Consider the following 18,497-nt stretch of genomic DNA (forward strand, 5'->3'; position numbering starts at 1 on the left):
TACCTGTCAGTACAGGACCTCATCATGACAACGCCCCGACATTCACAGATGGTCATCGAGACCGAGCGGCACTGGCAGGCTTTGGCCCGGCAACGGCGTATCTACACAGGCCTGGGGCTTGCGCTTCTCATGATGGCTTTGGCGGGTTCTCTATGGTTTGCCAACGAGACCAATGCCGGCAAGTTCTGGGACCGGCTGCCACATTTTTTCGATTTCTTCGGCGACATGATCCCTCGCGACGGATGGGAAGTCTGGCGCGCACTGTTCGATCTTCCGAGCCCCTATGCGGACGGATCGCTGAAATATGACTATCCAGTCGGTCGAGTGTGGCTGACCGACAGTCTCTACATGCCCGAATATGTCTACAAGATGATCGAGACCATCAACATCGCCATCGTCTCGACCATCATCGGCTTCACCTTCGGCTTCCTGCTCTGCTTCCTTGCGGCTTCGAACCTGACGACGAGAGGCTGGCTGCGTGGTTTCGTGCGGCGTTTTCTGGAAATTCTCCGGGCCTTCCCGGAGATCGTGATCGCCGGGTTCTTTGCAGCAATTCTGTCGCTCGGCCCGGTGCCGGCAATCATTGCCGTTGCGATCCACACGATTGGTTCCTTGGGGAAAATGTTCTTCGAGGTGGTGGAAAACGCGGACATGAAGCCCGACGAAGGATTGCGCGCGGTTGGCGGCAGCTGGGTCGAGAGGGTTCGGTTTGGAATGGTGCCGCAGGTGCTGCCGAATTTCCTGAGTTACACTCTCCTTCGGCTCGAAATCAATGTGCGCGCCTCAACGATCATCGGCGCAGTTGGTGGCGGTGGCATCGGGGAAGCCCTGCGGCTGTCGATCAGTCGCGGCCATGAGGCCAAGACCATTGCCATCGTCCTTCTGCTGCTCATCACCGTGATTGCGGTTGATCAGCTTTCTGCCTGGTTGCGCAAACGTGTGGTCGGCGAGCAGGCCTTTACCAGTGCCCGTGCAGGAGCCTTGTCATGACCGCGATGACTGCAAGCCAGATTGACGATATTGTCGGGCGCTACCCGGATGTGTTCAACCGATCGTTTCTGACCCGTTACGGCAAGGTTGTGATGGTTGCGGCCGTCGGCCTTTACCTGGTTTTTGCCTGGAACCTGTTTGCCATCGGGCAGGTTTTTCAGCGCGGCAGCTGGGATATTGCCGGAAGCTATCTCGCTGACTGGATCTCGTACGAAGTGCGACCGGATATCGTTTATCACGACGGGTATCTGGAGGTGGAGTTTCCAAAATATTCTCCGCTTGGCTCCGACCCCAAGCCAGACTGGCTGGTGACCGAGAATGCCGAAGTGACGGTGATAACAAAGGCCACGAAAGCCGCACCGGCCGAGGCGCCGCCTGCGGCAACGGGCTTCATGAATCCAGGCGCCAAGGGAACGTCGACAGGTTTCATGGCGCCGGGTGCGGCGCTCGGCGGCGCTGCGGCGGATGCCGGGTCATCGACAGCGGCGACGCCAGCGACCTCGGAACGGAAAATTCTGCCGGTCCGTGTCGATGTCGACATGAGTTCGGGTTCGGTTCTGGTTGAACCTTACCGGGTGACGCTGAAACGCGGCTCGGAGACGGTTGTCCTCAATATCGGATCTGACGGTCTTGTGCGGGCCGACAGCGCTCTGCCTGAATGGGTGGTCAATCGCCGCGAAGGTGAAAAAATGATCGCCAGTTTCGGATTTGCCGGCCGAGTTGAAATTGAAGACGACGAGGTCAAAGTCCGGCAACGGTTCCTGGGCTGGGAGAATTTTGTGTTCGACACGTCTTCTCCGTTCTGGAACCGCGGCTTTGGCGATGTCGCAGCGACAGTTCTCTGGGGAGAGCGGATAAAGCCGGAGCAATCCAACCTGTCGCTTGCTGTTGATAATTTCCTCAACAATGCCGAATGGCAGCATGGCGATGTGTTCATCAAGCTCGGACAGACGATTGTCATGGCGTTCGTCGGCACGCTGTTCGCCACTGCAATCGCTTTTCCCTTGTCCTTTATGGCGGCGCGCAACATCACCCCGAGTTTCCTGACCAACCAGGTGGTGAAACGGCTGTTTGACTTCCTTCGCTCGGTCGACATGCTGATCTGGGCACTGTTTTTCACGCGCGCATTCGGCCCCGGACCGCTCGCCGGCATTTCCGCCATTTTCTTCACCGATACCGGGACGCTCGGAAAACTTTACTCCGAGGCCCTGGAAAACATCGACGAGAAACAACGCGAGGGTGTACGTTCGCTGGGTGCGAATCCGTTGCTGATTCAGCGGTTCGGCGTCGTGCCGCAGGTCTTGCCGGTGTTCGTCAGTCAGTCGCTGTATTTCTGGGAATCCAACACCCGCTCGGCGACCATCATCGGTGCGGTTGGCGCGGGTGGCATCGGTCTCAAATTGTGGGAGGCGATGCGCACCAATGCGGATTGGGAGAATGTTGCCTACATGGTGATGCTGATCCTGATCGTGGTCTACATTTTTGACACGATTTCCTCGCGACTGCGTGGATTGCTGATCGGCAAGGGACAGACTTGATGCGATATGCTCTCTATTTTGCTCCGGGTCCTGGCGAGGCGCTGGCGGATCTTGGCGCGAGCTGGATAGGGCGTGAGGCTCTAACCGGCGTGGCGGTCGATCATCCTGAACTTGGTGGCTTAAGCGCAAACGAGCTTGCGTCGATCACCGGCCCGGCGCGGCGCTACGGATTCCATGCAACGCTCAAAGCACCGTTTCGTCTGGCCGAGGGCGTGAGCGAAGCCGATCTGGTGAGGGCAATGGACCAGTTTGCCTCCGATGCCGTGGCATTTGAGATTCCGTCGTTGGTCGTTGGACGGCTCGAGGGGTTTCTGGCGCTGGTTCCAGGAGGAACCGCACCCGAGCTGAACGCTTTCGCCAATCTGGTTGTTGAAGCATTTGAGCCGTTGCGTGCGCCCCTGACTGAAAGGGAAATCGAGCGCCGCAATCCGGAATCGCTGTCATCAGAGCAACTCAAACATCTGATGCGATGGGGTTATCCCTATGTGTTTGACAGCTTCCGCTTTCACATGACCTTGACGATGCGGCTTTCCGAGCCCGACATCACACGCGTTGAAACCGCCGCAAATGAACATTTCGCCTTTGCTCTTTCCGGCCCTGTTCCGGTGCGGGCGCTGAGCCTCTTCGTCGAGCCTGCGCCCGGCGCTCCATTTCAAATCCATAGCCGGACGCCGCTGGCGACTGGCAAGCACAGAAAGACTGCCTGAATGACCACCGAGACAATTTTGACCAACGCCCGGCTTGTTCTGGAAGACCGGATCGTTTCCGGCAGCCTCGTGGTAAGGGATGGCGTTATTGCCGAGGTCGCGGAAGGCAATTCAGCCACGGGCGTGGATATGGAAGGGGATTATATAATCCCCGGTCTGGTCGAGCTGCATACCGACCATCTCGAGGCGCATTATTCCCCGCGCCCGGGTGTGCGCTGGAATGCCATCTCCGCAATCCAGTCCCATGATGCGCAGATTGCCTCTTCAGGTATCACTACGGTGTTTGATTGCCTTCGACTCGGTTCAGATGCTGATGACGGTTTCCAGGTTGGCGAAATGCGCGCGATTGCCGATGCGCTGGCTGAGGCGCGGTCGGAGAACCGGCTCCGCGCCGATCACCTCATTCATCTGCGCTGCGAAGTTTCGGCTGCCGATGTTCTTGAGCACTTTGCCGATTTCAAGACCGATACGCAGGTGCGGCTGGCTTCGCTGATGGACCATGCACCCGGGCAACGTCAGTTCCAGACCATGGAGCAGTACACGCTTTACTACAAGACCAAGCGCGGCCTGTCCGACGAGGCCTTCGCCCAGTTCGTGAACCGCCGGCTTGATGCGTCAGCGCTCCATTCCGACGCCCACCGCAAGGTTCTGGCCAGTGCCTGCGCCGAGCGCGGGATCACGGTTGCGAGCCACGATGATGCGACCCTTGATCATGTCAATGAAGCGGTTGGTTTCGGTGTCAAACTCGCCGAATTCCCCACCAGCATCGAGGCTGCGCAGGCTTCTCACAAGGCAGGCATGAGCGTTCTGATGGGGGCTCCCAATGTCGTTCGGGGCGGATCCCATTCGGGCAATATTGCTGCGACGGATCTGGCCCGTTCGGGCGTTCTGGATGTGCTGTCATCAGACTATGTTCCCTTCAGCCTGATCCATGCCCCGTTTGTGCTGACCGATGAAATCGAGGGCCTTGATCTGCCTGAAGCCATTCGGCTGGTGACGGCAACGCCCGCGAAAACGGTCGGGCTTGATGACCGTGGCAGTCTCGCAGCTGGCAAGCGAGCTGATCTGGTGCGAGTGCGTCGCGAGACCGGCGTTCCGATCGTACGATCAGTCTGGCGCCAGGGCGAACGGGTGGCCTGATGCCGGTGGCAAGAGATGTCCTGGCCCAGGCGTTGGGTCCGTTGATCGTGGTGCTGGGGCCGAGCGGCTCTGGCAAGGATACGTTGATGTCGCATGCGCGCAGCGTGCTTGCCGATGACGCAGACGTGCTGTTCGTCCGACGGGCAATAACTCGACCTGCTGATGCAGGGAGTGAAGACCATATCCCGATGAGCGACGCCGAGTTCGATGAGGCACTTGACCAGGGACAGTTTTCCCTGACGTGGGCTGCGAACGGATTGCGCTACGGCCTGCCGCGTTCCATCGAAGCGCACCTGGCCGAGGGCAAGCTTGCCATTGTCAACGGCTCAAGAGGAGCGTGGACTGTCATACAACAGGTGTTTCCAAGTTCGGTGGCCGTGGAAATCAAAGTTGAACCCGAAATTCTTGCGCGCCGCCTTCAGGCAAGAGGCCGGGAGAGTGCGTCGGAGATAGAGGCTAGGCTGGCGCGTGCTTCTGCTCTTACGTCAGGCTTCGTGGCTGATGCCGTCATCGATAATTCCGGCGCGGTGGAAAGAGCAGGATCGGAGCTGGTCGCGTATGTGACGCGGATGATCGGTGCATCAAGCTCTGTCTGATCTCAAGGCACTCTAACCAGTATGCGAACAGATCACGGTCGTCAGTTTGTAGAAACTGAAGCTTTGACACGAACTTACTCTTCGTCCTCGTCAGTGTCTGGACCACCATCAAGACGGTGTTTGATGGCAAGGGCATAAATCACATTGAGAACATTTCGATCCTGGACGTTGGGATCGCTTAGCGCCAGCAAGGCCGCGCGGACAAGGCGCTTGCTGGTGGCCTTGGGACATTGCTCGAACACATAGTTGTGCAACTCGCCATCACTCAGGCCCTGATAGGCACCTTCAATGAGCGCGTCATACACTTTCTGGATTTTTTTCTTGGGCATTTGCGCCTCCTGATTTGTGGGCCAATTCACGGTCGTCCTGTGATCAGTAATGATGCCCATTGTCACAAACAACCACATGGCTGCATCGGACAATATTGCTGTTCACCGTGAACTTGCGCGCGCGCAGGGCGCTGAGGCAGAAATCTCGCGAAACCGGCCTAGAGGCAGAAAATGAGGTATTAGTAATTAATCATAATTAAACCAGTCTGTCGCAGATTGTGATGCTTAAGTACTAGGCCAAGCGAAGGGCATGAAGCCTGTCGACCTGCAATGATTGCGAACCCGGTAGTAGGCCAATGCAATTGTTCAGGGGGATACATGGGATTGAATTTGGTAAAGAGCTCGGCTGGGAAAGCCGGTGGCTCATCGCGAAGCATCACACAGAAAATCGCGATTACGGTCATTCTTGTGAACTTGCTTGGGTTGGCCGTTACCAGCTTTGCAATTTCCCAGATGTCAGGTTCAAGTCAGATGGAGATGGCCGAGCGCAACTGGCTCAAGGATACGGCCCAGATCGGCGCACAGGCGGCCGGTGGGGTGAAATGGGGCAAGACCGAAGCCATTCGGTCGGCCTACGAGATCTTTCAGAATGACCCCAAACTTGCTCTTGTGGGCTTCACCGCTTTCAATCAGGCTGGTGACCAGGTGGACGTCTGGACGCGGTCAGAAACGCCCGATGCTTCTCTCGTGCAATCCCTGGCCTCGAACCCTGGCGAGCTGAAGGCTCCGGTTCTTGAGGAAGACGCTTCTTCTGTGGTCGTTTCTGCTCCATTGCCGGCGGGCAAGGATGGCGTATCTCAGGGGCAGATCAAGACTGTCTGGTCGACTGACGACATCACTCTTTCGGCCCGCAATTTCGCACTCAAGGCGATGGCATCCCAGATCATAGTGCTGATCATCGCTGTCGCTATGCTGCTGTTTGCCATGCGCAAATTTGTTGGCCGCCCTCTTGCCGACGTCAACAAGCGTATCGGGGAGTTGCAGGCCGGAGACATTTCGGCCCCGGTCCCGCACGCGGAGAAGGGCGACGAGATTGGCGTTGTTGCGCGAGCCTTGACCGAGTTCTGTGATGCCGCGCAGATGAAGCTTGATGCTGATGCCGAGATGGTGCGGCAGCGCGAGCAACTGGATGCGGAGCGCCAGGCCAACATGAGCGAAACCGAACGCTCGTCGCAGGCGCAGCGCAAGGTCGTTCAGGAACTGGGCACAGCGCTCGAGAAACTTGCTTCTGGCGATCTGACCGCACGCGTTCCAGATCTTGGTGGTGAATTTGCCACGCTGCAGGGCAATTTCAACAAGGCGCTTGAAGCCCTCGAGCAGACAGTTGGCACGATTGACAGTGCCCAACATGCGGTCAAACAGGCATCTGACAGCCTGGGTGGCTCCACCGACGAGCTTGCCCGCAGAACCGAGCAACAAGCCGCGGCGCTTGAGGAGACTGCGGCTGCGCTTGATGAAATCACCGCGACCGTCAAGGCTTCATCAGAGCAGGCTACGGAAGCCGGTACTCTTGTCGGATCAACGCGCGACGCAGCGACATCGTCTTCCGAGATTGTTCGAAAGGCCATTACCGCGATGGGTGGCATTGAGCAATCCTCATCGCGCATTGCCCAGATCCTCAAGGTGATTGACGATATCGCGTTCCAAACCAACCTGCTGGCGCTGAATGCCGGCGTCGAGGCCGCACGTGCCGGTGAAGCAGGCAAGGGCTTTGCAGTGGTTGCACAGGAGGTTCGTGATCTCGCGGGACGTTCGGCCAATGCGGCAAAGGAAATCAAGGATCTGATCGAGGAGAGCGGCGCCCAGGTCAGTAACGGCGTCGATCTCGTCAACAAGACAGGCCAGTCCATGGATCAGATCGAACGGCAGATTACCGAGGTCGCCCAGAAGATCGACTTGATTTCGCGAGGGTCGCGTGAACAGGCGACGGGGCTGTCGCAGGTCAATATGGCCATCAACGAGATGGATACCATGACCCAGAAGAATGCGGCGATGGTTCAGGACAGCAACACGTCGTCGCAGAACCTGGCCGGAGAATGTGAACGGCTTGCCGACGTTGTCAGATCTTTCAAGCTGACAGGCTCGACATCTCGAACCCGCACAGCTGAACCGTCCCGACCGGCACCAGCTCCGAAAATGTCCGCACCGCGGCCGGCGGCGGCTCAACCTCAGTATCGCAGCCAGGGAAATGCGGCGCTCGCTCCGAGCACGGATAGCTGGGAAGAGTTTTGAAACTGAGTGCCGAAATCAGAAACGATCTCTAATGATCGCAATCAACTTTCAACGAGGAGAATACACCCATGAAGACTAAGCTTTTTGTATCAGCCATGCTTGCGGCCTGCGCTTTCGCATTTACACCTGTTGTGGCCCAGGCTGAAGACGCGCATGTTGCGCCGGTCAGGGAATTCATCAGCCAGAACGTTGAGGGCTGGTTGACCGATCCTGTCGTCGTCAGCGCTATCAAGGAGCAGAATGCCAAGACCGCCGGCTATGACCAGGCTGCAATTGACAAGCTCGACAAGGACTGGCGCGCTCAGGCAACGGCTGCAGACAAGCCGATGGTTGATGAAGTTCTGGCAACACCACTTTCCAAGTTCCTGATGGAAAAGAAAGACGGCAGCCAGGGCATGATCACGGAAATGTTCGTCATGGACGCCAAGGGGCTCAATGTTGGCCAGAGTGATGTCACCTCTGATTACTGGCAAGGTGATGAAGCCAAATGGCAGAACACATTCGCTGCGGGCCCCGGCGTGGTATTCGTTGACGGCGTGGAAGAAGATGAATCCACCCAGGCTCTGCAATCACAGGCCAGCATTACCATTTCCGATCCGGATACCGGCGAGCCGATTGGCGCGATTACCGTCGGTATCAACCTCGACATGCTTTAGAATCAAAGCCGTCTGGTCTGCTGCTCTGACCCGCCTGGTGCGGGTTTAGACAACGGCTTGGCTTTGCCAGTGGCTGCTTTGACGCCGCGCTTTTCTTTCCGGTTCCGGAACAGAAGGCGCGGCGTTTGTCGTTTCAGGAGCAGCGGCGGATTCGGTGTGCGAGGCTCGCTCCGGAAGCCGGATTAGTATGACCTGAAATGGTCAGGACAGAGCCGGAAGGGCTTGCGCAACGCTGACTGAGATGGTCGACATAAACCTGCCCGCTTGTCATGGAGCGGCAATACAGAACGGATAGTCATACCCAAGCCAAAATGGAGCCCGTCATGAAGCTGGTGCATATTTCCGACATCCACATCAATGCGGAGCCGATCCTCGGTCTTGATTCAATTGCCAGTTTCAAAAAGTGCCTGGCCTATGTCGAAGCCAATGACCACGATGCCGACCGCGTGGTGATCACGGGCGACCTGACCCATTACGGACAGGAAGAGAGCTACCGGGAACTGGAGGCAATCCTTGCTGGCAGCTCGCTCAAGGGCAAGCTGGAGCCACGGCTGATGGTCGGCAATCATGACAACCGTGAGGCGTTCGAGTCAGTGTTTTCCACCACCAGTCGGGATGGTTCGGGCTTCATTCAGTGGACCGAGGAAACTCCGGCCGGACTTTTCGTTTACATGGATACTGTCGATGCGGGCCGACATGGCGGGCTCTATTGCGAGAAGCGGATGGCCTGGCTGAAAAACGTGCTCGACGGTACGCGGGCCAAGGGGCAGAAGGCCTATTTGTTCATGCACCACAATCCTGTGCGAGTGCACGTGGCCAATGCCGACGTTATCGGGATTATCAACGAGCGCGAGCTTCAGTCGCTGCTCAGAGATTATAACGACACAGTCGCGCATCTGTTCTTCGGCCACTGTCACTATTCGCTGAGTGGCGCAGTTTGCGGCATTCCCTATTCGGCTCCGCGGTCGACAAATCACGCTTGCTGGCCGGATTTCTCAGGCCAGATCAACCGGATGGGATATGGCGATCTGGCGCCAAACTACAATGTCTGTTTCCTCAACGAAAATAGCACAGTGATTCACTCGATTGATTTTCTCGACGCCGACATTGTTCAGTGGAGAATCGAGGATGACGTCGAGGCGATTTCGATCTGAAGTTACGGGAGCCGTTGCCGCAGCTGGCCTGAACTCGGGGCCTGAACTTGAGGGTCTGAATTCAGGGCTTGTGCTCGGGTGGAAACTCGACAGGCCCGCCCTGGGCTTCCCAGGTTGAAAAGCCTTCTTTCAGATGAGCCGCTTCAAAGCCCATATCGTTGAGCGTTGCGGTTGTCAGCGCCGAGCGCCATCCGGATGCGCAATGGAAGACGAATTTCTTGTCCTCTCCGAAAATCTCCTTGTAGTAGGGGCTTTGCGGGTCGACCCAGAATTCCACCATGCCGCGCGGGCAATGGAAGCTGCCCGGAATGTAGCCTGAACGCTGGCGCTCGCGGACATCACGCAGGTCGACAATGACGACGTCCGGATCATCCACCATGGCAATGGCGGCTGCGGTTTCAATTTCCTCGATGCGGGCACGGGCATTTGCGACAAGATCGGCGACGGGGGTGATGGTCTTGGCCATTGGGGTACCTGTTAAACATGAATAGGGCGCTTTTGCATGATTGACCCAACATGGCGCTTGGTTCAACAGTCCTGATGGTTCCAGTCCTGTTTATGACCGAGGCCAAGCGACAGATCAGACTGAAGGAAAGCCAGACCATGCCAGGTTCATCGACAGTCTCCTTGTGGGATGAAACATCGGAAGAGGTCTACCAAGCGTCACCGATGACGGCTGACGTGACAACCGATCTGGCCATTGTCGGGGGCGGATACACCGGACTTTCGACTGCGCTGCATGCCGCTCAAAAGGGCCTGGATGCCTGCGTTCTGGAAGCTCATCAGATTGGCTATGGCGGGTCGGGGCGGAATGTGGGGCTGCTCAATGCCGGCCTTTGGCTGCCGCCGCAGGATGTAAGGGCGAAGCTCGGTGGTGAGCAAGGCACGCGTCTGGTTGATCTGCTCGGAGACGGTCCGAACTACGTGATGTCCCTGATCGAGCGGCACCAGATCCGCTGTGAACTGACGCGAACCGGCACCATTCACGCGGCCCATTCCCAGAGCGGGTTCAAGGATCTATCCCGACGTGCCGAGGAGTGGGTCCGTCTCGGTGCGCCGGTCAAGCTGCTGTCGCGAGAAGAGGCAGCAGAGAAGATCGGCTCCAGCGCATTTCATGGCGGCTTGCTGGATGCGCGAGCCGGGACAATCAACCCGATGGGATATGTGCGCGGTCTCGCTCGTGCTGCACAGGCAGCAGGTGCACGAATTCACACCGGCGCGGCAGTGACAAGGCTCACCAAACAGACAGGTGGCTGGCTGCTTGAAACGGAAGGCGGTGCTGTTGCTGCCAAAGCGGTGGTGCTTGCCACCAACGCCTATTCCGATGATCTTTGGCCGGGACTGAAACAGAGTTTCGTGCCGATCCACTATTTCCAGGTGGCGACGGTTCCGCTTGGTGCGCGCGTCGCCAACATCCTGCCCGAGCGGCAGGGGATCTGGGACACCGGCCAAATCATGTTTTCGCTCAGACGGGACGCTGCGGACCGATTGATCATCGGCTCGATGGGATCGGTGATTGGTGGTGCGAAAGGTCTGTCGGAACGTTGGGCGGCGCGACAGCTGAAGCGGCTGTTTCCGGACCTCGGGCCGGTGGAATTCGAAGCCTCCTGGCACGGACAGATTGCGATGACGGCCGATCACCTGCCGCGCATCCACCGCTTGGATGAAGGGCTTTACACACCAATCGGCTACAATGGCCGGGGCATTGCGCCGGGTACGGTGTTCGGCAAGGCAATGGCGGATCTGCTGACGGGCGGCCGTGAAGCCGATCTGCCGATGCAGGTGACAGGGATGAGGCCGGAAGCGGCGCGGGGGCTGAAGACAGGGTTCTATCAGGCGGCGTTCGCAGCAAATCAGATGCTGAAGAGCATATAGCGGCAAGGCCCAGCATTTGCCGGTTTGGGTGAATGGGTTAGTGATTGACGGGTTGCTCTTGGATTGAGTGCACTTGGGAGGAGCAGGCAGACTGGACCGGGGAGATCAGGGATGGACAGTTGTGACGTGATTGTGGTGGGCGGCGGTCTTGCCGGACTTGTGGCTGCGGCGGAACTTGCCGACCGTGGCACACGAGTCACGATCCTCGATCAGGAGCCCGAGAATTCTCTGGGCGGGCAGGCCTTCTGGTCGCTTGGCGGGCTGTTTCTGGTCGATACGCCGGAACAGCGGCGGATGGGCATCAAGGACAGCCGCGAACTGGCGCTGAGTGAATGGATGGGCTCGGCCCAGTTCGATCGCGAGGAAGATTACTGGCCGCGCAAATGGGCCGAAGCCTATGTGGATTTTGCCGCCGGCGATATGCGGCCCTGGCTGCATGAGATGGGGATGCGGTGGTTTCCGATTGTTGGATGGGCGGAGCGTGGCGGCTCCTTTGCCGATGGCCATGGCAATTCCGTTCCGCGCTTTCACATAACCTGGGGTGTTGGCCCCGGCACAGTTGAGCCGTTTGAGAAACGCGTGCGCGCTCATGTGAAGGCGGGACTGATTGACCTCAAGTTCCGGTATCGCTGCTCCAGCATCATAACTGAAAACAATGCCGTCAAAGGCGTGTCTGGCGAGATCTTGGCGAATGACGCCAAGGAGCGCGGACAATCGACAAGCCGCGAGATCGTCGGCGAGTTCGAGTTGCGTGCGCCGAGTGTGCTGGTGACGTCGGGCGGCATTGGTGGAAACTTCGATCTGGTACGCAAGTCCTGGCCGCGCGACCGGCTGGGCGAACCACCGCAGGATATGATCGCAGGCGTGCCTGCGCATGTTGATGGTCGGATGATTGCGATCACCGAAGCGGCCGGCGGTCGGGTGATCAATGCCGACCGGATGTGGCACTACACCGAAGGCGTCAAGAACTGGAACCCGATCTGGCCCAATCACGGAATCCGCATTCTGCCCGGTCCGTCGTCGATGTGGTTCGATGCGGAAGGAAACCGGCTCAGGCCGCCATGCATGCCGGGATTTGACACGCTGTCGACGCTCAAAGAGATCCTTTCGACCGGGCATGACTATTCCTGGTTTGTGATGACCCAGAAGATCCTCAAGAAGGAAGTGGCGCTTTCGGGGTCCGAGCAGAACCCGGACTTCGCTGCCAAGAGCTGGCTCAAGGTTATCCAGCAGCGTCTGTTGAACAAGAAGGCGACACCGGCGGTCGAGGCCTTCAAGCGGCATGGCGAGGATTTCGTCGTTGCCGATACGCTGGAAGACCTTGTTGCAGGCATGAACAGCAAGGGTGGTGACCTGATCGATCTAGATAGATTGCGAGCGCAGATCGCGGCGCGGGACAGCCAGATCGACAACCCTTTCACCAAGGATGCGCAACTGATGGCGGTTCATGCCGCGCGCAACTACCGTGGCGACAAGTTGATGCGCACGGCAAAGCCGCACCGGTTGCTCGATCCCGCAAACGGACCGCTGATTGCGGTCAAGCTGCACATCATCACCCGCAAGACGCTTGGCGGGTTCGAGACCGATCTCAACGGTCAGGTGCTCAATGCGCAGGGCGAGCGGATAGAGGGGCTGTTTGCCGCCGGTGAAGTCAGCGGCTTTGGCGGTGGCGGTTATCACGGCTACAACGCGCTGGAAGGCAGTTTCCTCGGGGGCTGCATCTTCTCGGGCCGCCAGGCCGGGCGCGGCGACGCGATCGCTTAGCTTTGCTGGGGCTTGCCGGAGAGCTGGTTGCTGGCCGGTGCCGCCTGATAGGGCTTGCTCAGTACCGGCAAAAGGCTAGGGCCGCGCAGCCTGAGGAAATCATCCAGCGCCTGCAGGGCTGGCGTCGAAGATCGGCTGGCATGACGGATTGAATACCATTGCCGCCGGATCGGGGTTTCCACCACATCGAGGATCACGATGCTGCCGGCCCTGCATTCCTGCTCGATCGTATGGCCTGAAATGAAGGCGATCCCCAGTCCGGCGATCACGGCCTGCTTGATGGTTTCGTTCGAATCCATTTCCGTCGGCACTGTGCGCAAGCCATCAAGTGTGTCTGACATGAAAAACTCGAAGGACGACCGCGTGCCCGAACCTCGCTCCCGGACAATGAATTTCTGTTCGGCCAGTTCTTCCTTGCTGATGTCGAGCTGGCCCACCAGCGGGTGATCCGGACTGGCGATGAAGACCAGCGGGTGATCGCCGAACAGCGTGGCGTTGACCTTGAAGTTGGTCGGCGGTCGTCCCATCAGGGCGACGTCAATATCGTGATCGTGCAGCTTCCGGATGATCTCGGAGCGGTTGGCTGCGACCAGCGTCATCGACATGCCCGGGTGGACCGCGGTGAAGGCAGCGATGACCCTGGGTGCAAAGTACTTTCCGGTTGACACCACGCCGAGCCTTATGGTGCCCGCAGCAACACCTCTATGGGCCTGAACGGTTTCTTCAAGCGATGTCAGCTCGTTGATCACCCGATAGGCGGTATCAATTGCGACTTGGCCGATTTCGGTTGGTTGTGATCCGGATTTTGAGCGCAGGAACAGCTGGCAGCCGAGTTCCTGCTCCAGTTGCTGGATCTGCAGGGTGACCGCAGGCGACGTCAATCCAAGCGCTCGGGCAGCCGCGGATATCTTTCCGTGTTTCTGAATGGCGAGAAGAGTGCGCATCTGGCGCAGGGAAATGTTGAGCATGTTTTATGTAAGAAAAACTTATGTAAACTGTCAATAAGTTAAAATTTACATACATAAGAATTCATTTATCCATTGTGGCCAGGGAGGAATGCCACAATGTCAGGTCAGTCGCTGCTTGCCTTTTTGCGGTCTGGATCGTTTGCCCAGAAACCGCACAGTGACGCCATATCGGCAACGATCGGTGCCCTGGCTCAGGCTGCTCTTGACGTGCGCAAACTCACAACGCAAGGCGCGCTCAATGCCGGTTTCGCTTCGTCGCGCGGCAGTGAAAACTCCGATGGCGACATCCAGAAAGACCTGGATGTGGTGGCGGACGGGATCTTTCTCGAGGCTATCCGCCAGGTTCCCGTCGCCCTCTACGGATCAGAGGAAAGCACCGGTGCCATCCTTATTGATCCAGAGAAGCCGCTGGCGCTGGCAATCGATCCGCTCGACGGATCTTCCAACATTGAAACCAATGTCTCGATCGGGACCATCTTTTCGATAATGCCGGTTTTTGGCGATCCGAAATCCGATCCGGAGCAGTCTTTCCTGCAACCGGGAACCAGCCAGCTGGCCGCCGGGTTCTTTATCTATGGGCCGCAACTGGCGCTGGTTCTGACAGTGGGGTCGGGCACACGGATCTTCATCCACTCAAGCAGGTACGGCGATTTCATCGAGGCCTACGATTCCGTCTCGATCCCGATGCACGCCTCCGAGTTTGCCATCAACGTGTCCAATTACCGGCACTGGGAAGCACCTGTCCGGCTTTACATTGATGATTGTTTCGCAGGCGCTGAAGGCCCGCGGGAAAAAGATTTCAACATGCGCTGGATCGCATCGCTGGTGGCTGATTGCTACCGCATTCTGATCCGCGGCGGCGTGTTCCTGTATCCCGCCGACAGCCGCAAGGGCTATGGCTCAGGGCGTATCCGGCTGGTCTATGAAGCCAATCCGATCGCGTTCCTGGTCGAGCAGGCCAATGGCCTGGCCACCGATTCCATTCACCGCATCCTCGATATCACACCGTCCAGCCTGCACCAGCGCGTTCCGCTGGTGTTCGGCTCGCGAGCAAAAGTCGAGCGGGTGGCCCGCTATCATGTCGATCCCGAGATGATGAGCGAGCGCTCACCCTTGTTCGGCAACCGGGGTCTTTTCAGGGTCTAATTTTTCAGGGTCTTTTTCTCATGTCAGCCAAGTTTCCCATCATCTCCATCACCGGATCGTCAGGCGCCGGCACCACGACGGTCGAGCAGACGTTCAAGAAGATCTTTGCCCGCGAGAAGATCACTGCCTCCTTTATTGAAGGCGATGCGTTTCACCGGTTTGACCGGCAGACGATGAAGGACAAGATTGCCGACGAGAAGGCGATGGGCCGTGATTTCACGCATTTCAATTCGGAAGCCAATGAGCTCGCAATCCTCGAAGGCGTGTTCGAGGAATATGGAAGGCGCGGCAGGGGCCGGACGCGCCATTACATCCATGATGACGATGAAGCCGAGTGCTACGGCGTTGCGCCCGGCACTTTCACCGAGTGGGAGGAATTCGGCGACAGCGATGTGTTGTTTTACGAAGGACTTCACGGCTACGCTGTTACCGACGAGGTCAATCTGGCGCAGCATTGCGATCTGAAAATCGGCGTGGTGCCGGTGATCAACCTCGAATGGATCCAGAAGATCCATCGCGACAAGGCCGCGCGTGGCTATTCCACCGAGGCCGTGACCGACACGATCCTGAGGCGCATGCCCGACTATGTGCTTTACATCTGCCCGCAGTTCTCGCTGACCGACATAAATTTCCAGCGCGTGCCGATTGTCGATACATCGAACCCCTTTGTCGCGCGCTGGATCCCGACGCCGGCTGAATCGATCCTGGTGATCCGCTTCGCCAATCCGCGCGGCATCGATTTTCCTTACCTGCTGTCGATGATCCAGAACAGCTACATGTCGCGCGCCAATTCGATTGTTGTGCCGGGCGACAAGCTCGATCTCGCCATGCAGCTCATTTTCACGCCGCTGATCCACAAGCTGGTCGAGCGCAAGCGCCGCATGTCCTGAGGAGGCTTACATGAACGTAACGCAGAATGTTTCCGCTCCTGATGTTGTCAGCGAACGCGACATGGCGAACTCCATCCGGTTTCTGGCAATGGACGCAGTCCAGGCCGCCAATTCGGGCCACCCCGGCATGCCTATGGGTATGGCCGATGTCGCCACCGTCTTGTTCAACCGCTTCATCAGGATCGATCCTTCAATGCCCGATTGGACGGACCGCGACAGGTTCGTGCTGTCAGCTGGCCACGGCTCGATGCTGATCTACGCCATCCATCATCTGCTCGGCTATTCCGACATGCCAATGGAGCAATTGAGACACTTCAGGCAGTGGGGATCAAAGACACCGGGACATCCCGAATATGGGCACACGCTCGGTGTCGAGACCACCACAGGGCCTTTGGGGCAGGGGATAGCGACAGCGGTCGGAATGGCCATTGGCGAAGAGATGATGGTCGCACGCTTCGGCAAGAAGCTTGTCGATCACTACACTTACGTCATCTGCGGTGACGGTTGCCTGCAGGAAGGCATCAGCCACGAGGCAATCGATCTCGCCGGTCACCTCAAGCTCAAGAAGCTGATCGTGCTGTGGGACGACAACGAGATTTCCATCGACGGAGCCACCTCACTCTCCACGTCGATGAACCAGCCGATGCGGTTCAAGGCCGCGGGCTGGGATGTTCAAAGTGTCGACGGCCATGACCCTGAGGCGATTGCGGCTGCGATCGAGAAGGCTCGCAAGAGCACCAAGCCGTCGCTGATCGCCTGCCGCACCACCATCGGGAAAGGCGCGCCGATGATGCAGGGCTCGCACAAGACCCACGGTGCGCCACTGGGCAAAGAGGAAATTTCGAGAGCCCGGGAAGCGCTCGACTGGCCCTATGAAGCCTTCACAGTTCCCTCTGTCATCAAGTCTGCCTGGGAGGCGGTTGCTGCGCGCGGTGAGGCTGCCCGGAGCCAGTGGCAGCAGCGTCATGCAAGCGCACGAAACGCCGCAGCGTTTGACCGGATGGTGTCGGGCGAACTGCCTGAGAACGTGTTCCGCAAACTGGCTGCCTTCCGCAAAGAGCATCAGCAGAAAGCCACCAAGGTCGCGACCCGTCAGGCATCGCAGATGGCGCTTGAGGTGATCAATGGCGCCACCACGCTGACGATCGGCGGGTCGGCGGATCTGACCGGATCAAACCTGACGCAGACATCGCACACCGAACCCATTGGTTCCCGCCGGTTCAAGGGCCGCTATCTTCACTACGGCATCCGCGAACACGCGATGGCAGCCGTGATGAACGGGCTGTCGCTGCATGGCGGCTTCATTCCTTATGGTGGCACGTTTCTGGTATTTTCCGATTACGCCCGCGGCGGCATGCGGCTGTCGGCGCTGATGCAGCAGGGGGTGGTCTATGTGCTGACGCACGATTCCATCGGACTTGGCGAAGACGGTCCGACGCACCAGCCTGTCGAGCATCTGGCTATGCTGCGCGCAACGCCTAACATCAATGTCTACCGGCCCGCCGACATCATTGAGACGGCAGAGTGCTGGGAGCTGGCGCTGAGGGATCGGTCGACGCCGAGCGTGCTGGCGCTGTCGCGTCAGGGGCTGCCCATGTTGCGGGAGACCGGTTCGGCTGAAAACCTTTCTGCACGCGGCGCCTATGTGTTGCACCAGCCGAAGGGCAAGCGGGACGTCACGCTTCTTGCGACCGGATCGGAGGTCGAGATTGCGCGTAAGGCGTCGTCTCAACTGTTGGACCTGCATGGTGTCCGCGCCGCGGTTGTCTCTATGCCATGCTGGGAGAAATTTGCGGTGCAGGATCAGCTCTACCAAAAGAATGTTCTTGGAGCCGCCCCGCGCATCGCGGTTGAAGCGGCTGCCCGGATGGGCTGGGACCGCTGGATCGGACCAGACGGCGCATTTGTCGGCATGGACGGATTTGGCGCTTCGGCGCCTGCGACCGAGCTCTACGAGCATTTCGGGATCACGGCCGACCGCGTGGCCAGTCTGGCCCTCGATCTTGTCGGGAGGTCCGGATCATGATGGGCACAATGGATCTCGAGGGGCAAACTGTGCTGGTCCGCTCTGACTTGAGCCAGGGGTTGGATGGCAGATTCGCAGCCTATCTGCGCGATCTCGCTGAACGCGGCGCCCGGGTTGCTGTGATCGCCGGATATGACAATCCCGGCGGAGATGTGAACCCGACGCTGTCGTTGCGCCATCTGGTGCAGCCGTTGCAGAGCTTGACCGGAATGCCCGTGCATTTTGTCGGCGACAGCGTCGGTCCGGTCGCTGAATCGGGTCTTGCCGCAACGCCTGCCGGCGCGATCGCGCTTCTCGAGAATTTGCGGTTCCATCCTGAAGCCCAGCGTCGCAGCAGAACCTTCGCCATCCGCCTGAGCGCGCTTGGTGATTTCTTCGCCGTGCCCGGCGGCATGCCCGAAACCGCATCGATCTGGATCCGGGAACTGGCGAAACTGCTGCCTGAACCGACACCCAATCTCGCGCCTTCAGCCTGACAGGAGATCC

At 58.5% G+C, this 18,497-nt stretch carries 17 protein-coding genes; 14 read left to right on the forward strand and 3 right to left on the reverse strand.

Features of this window, described 5'->3' with window-relative positions; genetic code table 11:
- Nucleotides 1-24 precede the first annotated feature (24 nt).
- The 5 genes from phnE (WNZ14_RS11315) to phnN are packed head-to-tail and all read left to right on the forward strand — an operon-like array spanning nucleotide 25 to nucleotide 4,971.
- Nucleotides 25-990 carry a phosphonate ABC transporter, permease protein PhnE gene (phnE, locus tag WNZ14_RS11315; RefSeq protein ID WP_342868756.1) on the forward strand — a complete coding sequence of 322 codons (966 nt, stop codon included), beginning with the start codon at nucleotides 25-27 and terminating at the stop codon, nucleotides 988-990.
- Nucleotides 987-2,528 (forward strand): phosphonate ABC transporter, permease protein PhnE, encoded by a 1,542-nt coding sequence (gene phnE, locus WNZ14_RS11320; protein ID WP_342868757.1) that lies wholly within the window; start codon nucleotides 987-989, stop codon nucleotides 2,526-2,528. The genes phnE (WNZ14_RS11315) and phnE (WNZ14_RS11320) overlap by 4 nt, the downstream gene beginning before the upstream one ends.
- Nucleotides 2,528-3,235, forward strand: coding sequence for a DUF1045 domain-containing protein (locus WNZ14_RS11325; protein WP_342868758.1), 708 nt, complete (start codon nucleotides 2,528-2,530; stop codon nucleotides 3,233-3,235). Before phnE (WNZ14_RS11320) ends, WNZ14_RS11325 begins: the two co-directional genes overlap by 1 nt.
- On the forward strand, nucleotides 3,236-4,375 hold the full coding sequence (locus tag WNZ14_RS11330; protein ID WP_342868759.1) for an alpha-D-ribose 1-methylphosphonate 5-triphosphate diphosphatase: 1,140 nt from the start codon (nucleotides 3,236-3,238) through the stop codon (nucleotides 4,373-4,375). It begins immediately after the preceding gene.
- Nucleotides 4,375-4,971 (forward strand): phosphonate metabolism protein/1,5-bisphosphokinase (PRPP-forming) PhnN, encoded by a 597-nt coding sequence (phnN, locus tag WNZ14_RS11335; protein ID WP_342868760.1) that lies wholly within the window; start codon nucleotides 4,375-4,377, stop codon nucleotides 4,969-4,971. Before WNZ14_RS11330 ends, phnN begins: the two co-directional genes overlap by 1 nt.
- Nucleotides 4,972-5,045: 74 nt before the next feature.
- On the opposite strand, the gene WNZ14_RS11340 is transcribed toward phnN, so the two are convergent.
- Complete coding sequence (locus WNZ14_RS11340) at nucleotides 5,046-5,300, reverse strand: hypothetical protein (protein ID WP_342868761.1); 255 nt, start codon at nucleotides 5,298-5,300, stop codon at nucleotides 5,046-5,048.
- Nucleotides 5,301-5,753: 453 nt separating this feature from the next.
- Here WNZ14_RS11340 and WNZ14_RS11345 point away from each other — a divergent pair, with 453 nt between their 5' ends.
- From WNZ14_RS11345 to WNZ14_RS11355, 3 genes are all read left to right on the forward strand, one after another.
- The gene (locus tag WNZ14_RS11345; protein WP_342868762.1) at nucleotides 5,754-7,532 is read left to right on the forward strand and encodes a methyl-accepting chemotaxis protein; all 1,779 of its coding nucleotides are present in this window, start codon (nucleotides 5,754-5,756) and stop codon (nucleotides 7,530-7,532) included.
- A gap of 68 nt (nucleotides 7,533-7,600) precedes the next feature.
- The gene (locus WNZ14_RS11350; RefSeq protein WP_342868763.1) at nucleotides 7,601-8,188 is read left to right on the forward strand and encodes a hypothetical protein; all 588 of its coding nucleotides are present in this window, start codon (nucleotides 7,601-7,603) and stop codon (nucleotides 8,186-8,188) included.
- Nucleotides 8,189-8,511: 323 nt separating this feature from the next.
- Nucleotides 8,512-9,342 (forward strand): metallophosphoesterase, encoded by an 831-nt coding sequence (locus WNZ14_RS11355; protein WP_342868764.1) that lies wholly within the window; start codon nucleotides 8,512-8,514, stop codon nucleotides 9,340-9,342.
- Nucleotides 9,343-9,403: 61 nt separating this feature from the next.
- On the opposite strand, the gene WNZ14_RS11360 is transcribed toward WNZ14_RS11355, so the two are convergent.
- Entirely contained in the window at nucleotides 9,404-9,808 is a 405-nt protein-coding gene (locus WNZ14_RS11360) for a rhodanese-like domain-containing protein (RefSeq protein WP_342868765.1), read from the reverse strand.
- Between the two features lie 50 nt (nucleotides 9,809-9,858).
- On the opposite strand from WNZ14_RS11360, the gene WNZ14_RS11365 reads away from it, so the two are divergent.
- Nucleotides 9,859-11,217 carry an FAD-binding oxidoreductase gene (locus tag WNZ14_RS11365; protein ID WP_342868766.1) on the forward strand — a complete coding sequence of 453 codons (1,359 nt, stop codon included), beginning with the start codon at nucleotides 9,859-9,861 and terminating at the stop codon, nucleotides 11,215-11,217.
- 111 nt (nucleotides 11,218-11,328) lie between these two features.
- Nucleotides 11,329-12,981, forward strand: coding sequence for an FAD-binding dehydrogenase (locus tag WNZ14_RS11370; RefSeq protein ID WP_342868767.1), 1,653 nt, complete (start codon nucleotides 11,329-11,331; stop codon nucleotides 12,979-12,981).
- On the opposite strand, the gene WNZ14_RS11375 is transcribed toward WNZ14_RS11370, so the two are convergent.
- On the reverse strand, nucleotides 12,978-13,949 hold the full coding sequence (locus WNZ14_RS11375; protein WP_342868768.1) for a LysR substrate-binding domain-containing protein: 972 nt from the start codon (nucleotides 13,947-13,949) through the stop codon (nucleotides 12,978-12,980). The genes WNZ14_RS11370 and WNZ14_RS11375 overlap by 4 nt on opposite strands.
- Before the next feature lie 96 nt (nucleotides 13,950-14,045).
- Here WNZ14_RS11375 and WNZ14_RS11380 point away from each other — a divergent pair, with 96 nt between their 5' ends.
- From WNZ14_RS11380 to pgk, 4 genes are read left to right on the forward strand one after another with little or no spacing between them, the layout of a single operon-like run.
- Nucleotides 14,046-15,095, forward strand: coding sequence for a class 1 fructose-bisphosphatase (locus tag WNZ14_RS11380; protein WP_342868769.1), 1,050 nt, complete (start codon nucleotides 14,046-14,048; stop codon nucleotides 15,093-15,095).
- 20 nt (nucleotides 15,096-15,115) lie between these two features.
- The gene (locus tag WNZ14_RS11385) at nucleotides 15,116-15,985 is read left to right on the forward strand and encodes a phosphoribulokinase (RefSeq protein ID WP_342868770.1); all 870 of its coding nucleotides are present in this window, start codon (nucleotides 15,116-15,118) and stop codon (nucleotides 15,983-15,985) included.
- A gap of 10 nt (nucleotides 15,986-15,995) precedes the next feature.
- Complete coding sequence (gene tkt / locus WNZ14_RS11390; protein WP_342868771.1) at nucleotides 15,996-18,011, forward strand: transketolase; 2,016 nt, start codon at nucleotides 15,996-15,998, stop codon at nucleotides 18,009-18,011.
- Entirely contained in the window at nucleotides 18,008-18,487 is a 480-nt protein-coding gene (gene pgk / locus WNZ14_RS11395) for a phosphoglycerate kinase (RefSeq protein ID WP_342868772.1), read from the forward strand. The genes tkt and pgk overlap by 4 nt, the downstream gene beginning before the upstream one ends.
- Nucleotides 18,488-18,497: the final 10 nt, after the last annotated feature.

The organism is Hoeflea sp. AS60, assembly GCF_038900115.1.
Taxonomy (GTDB): domain Bacteria; phylum Pseudomonadota; class Alphaproteobacteria; order Rhizobiales; family Rhizobiaceae; genus Hoeflea.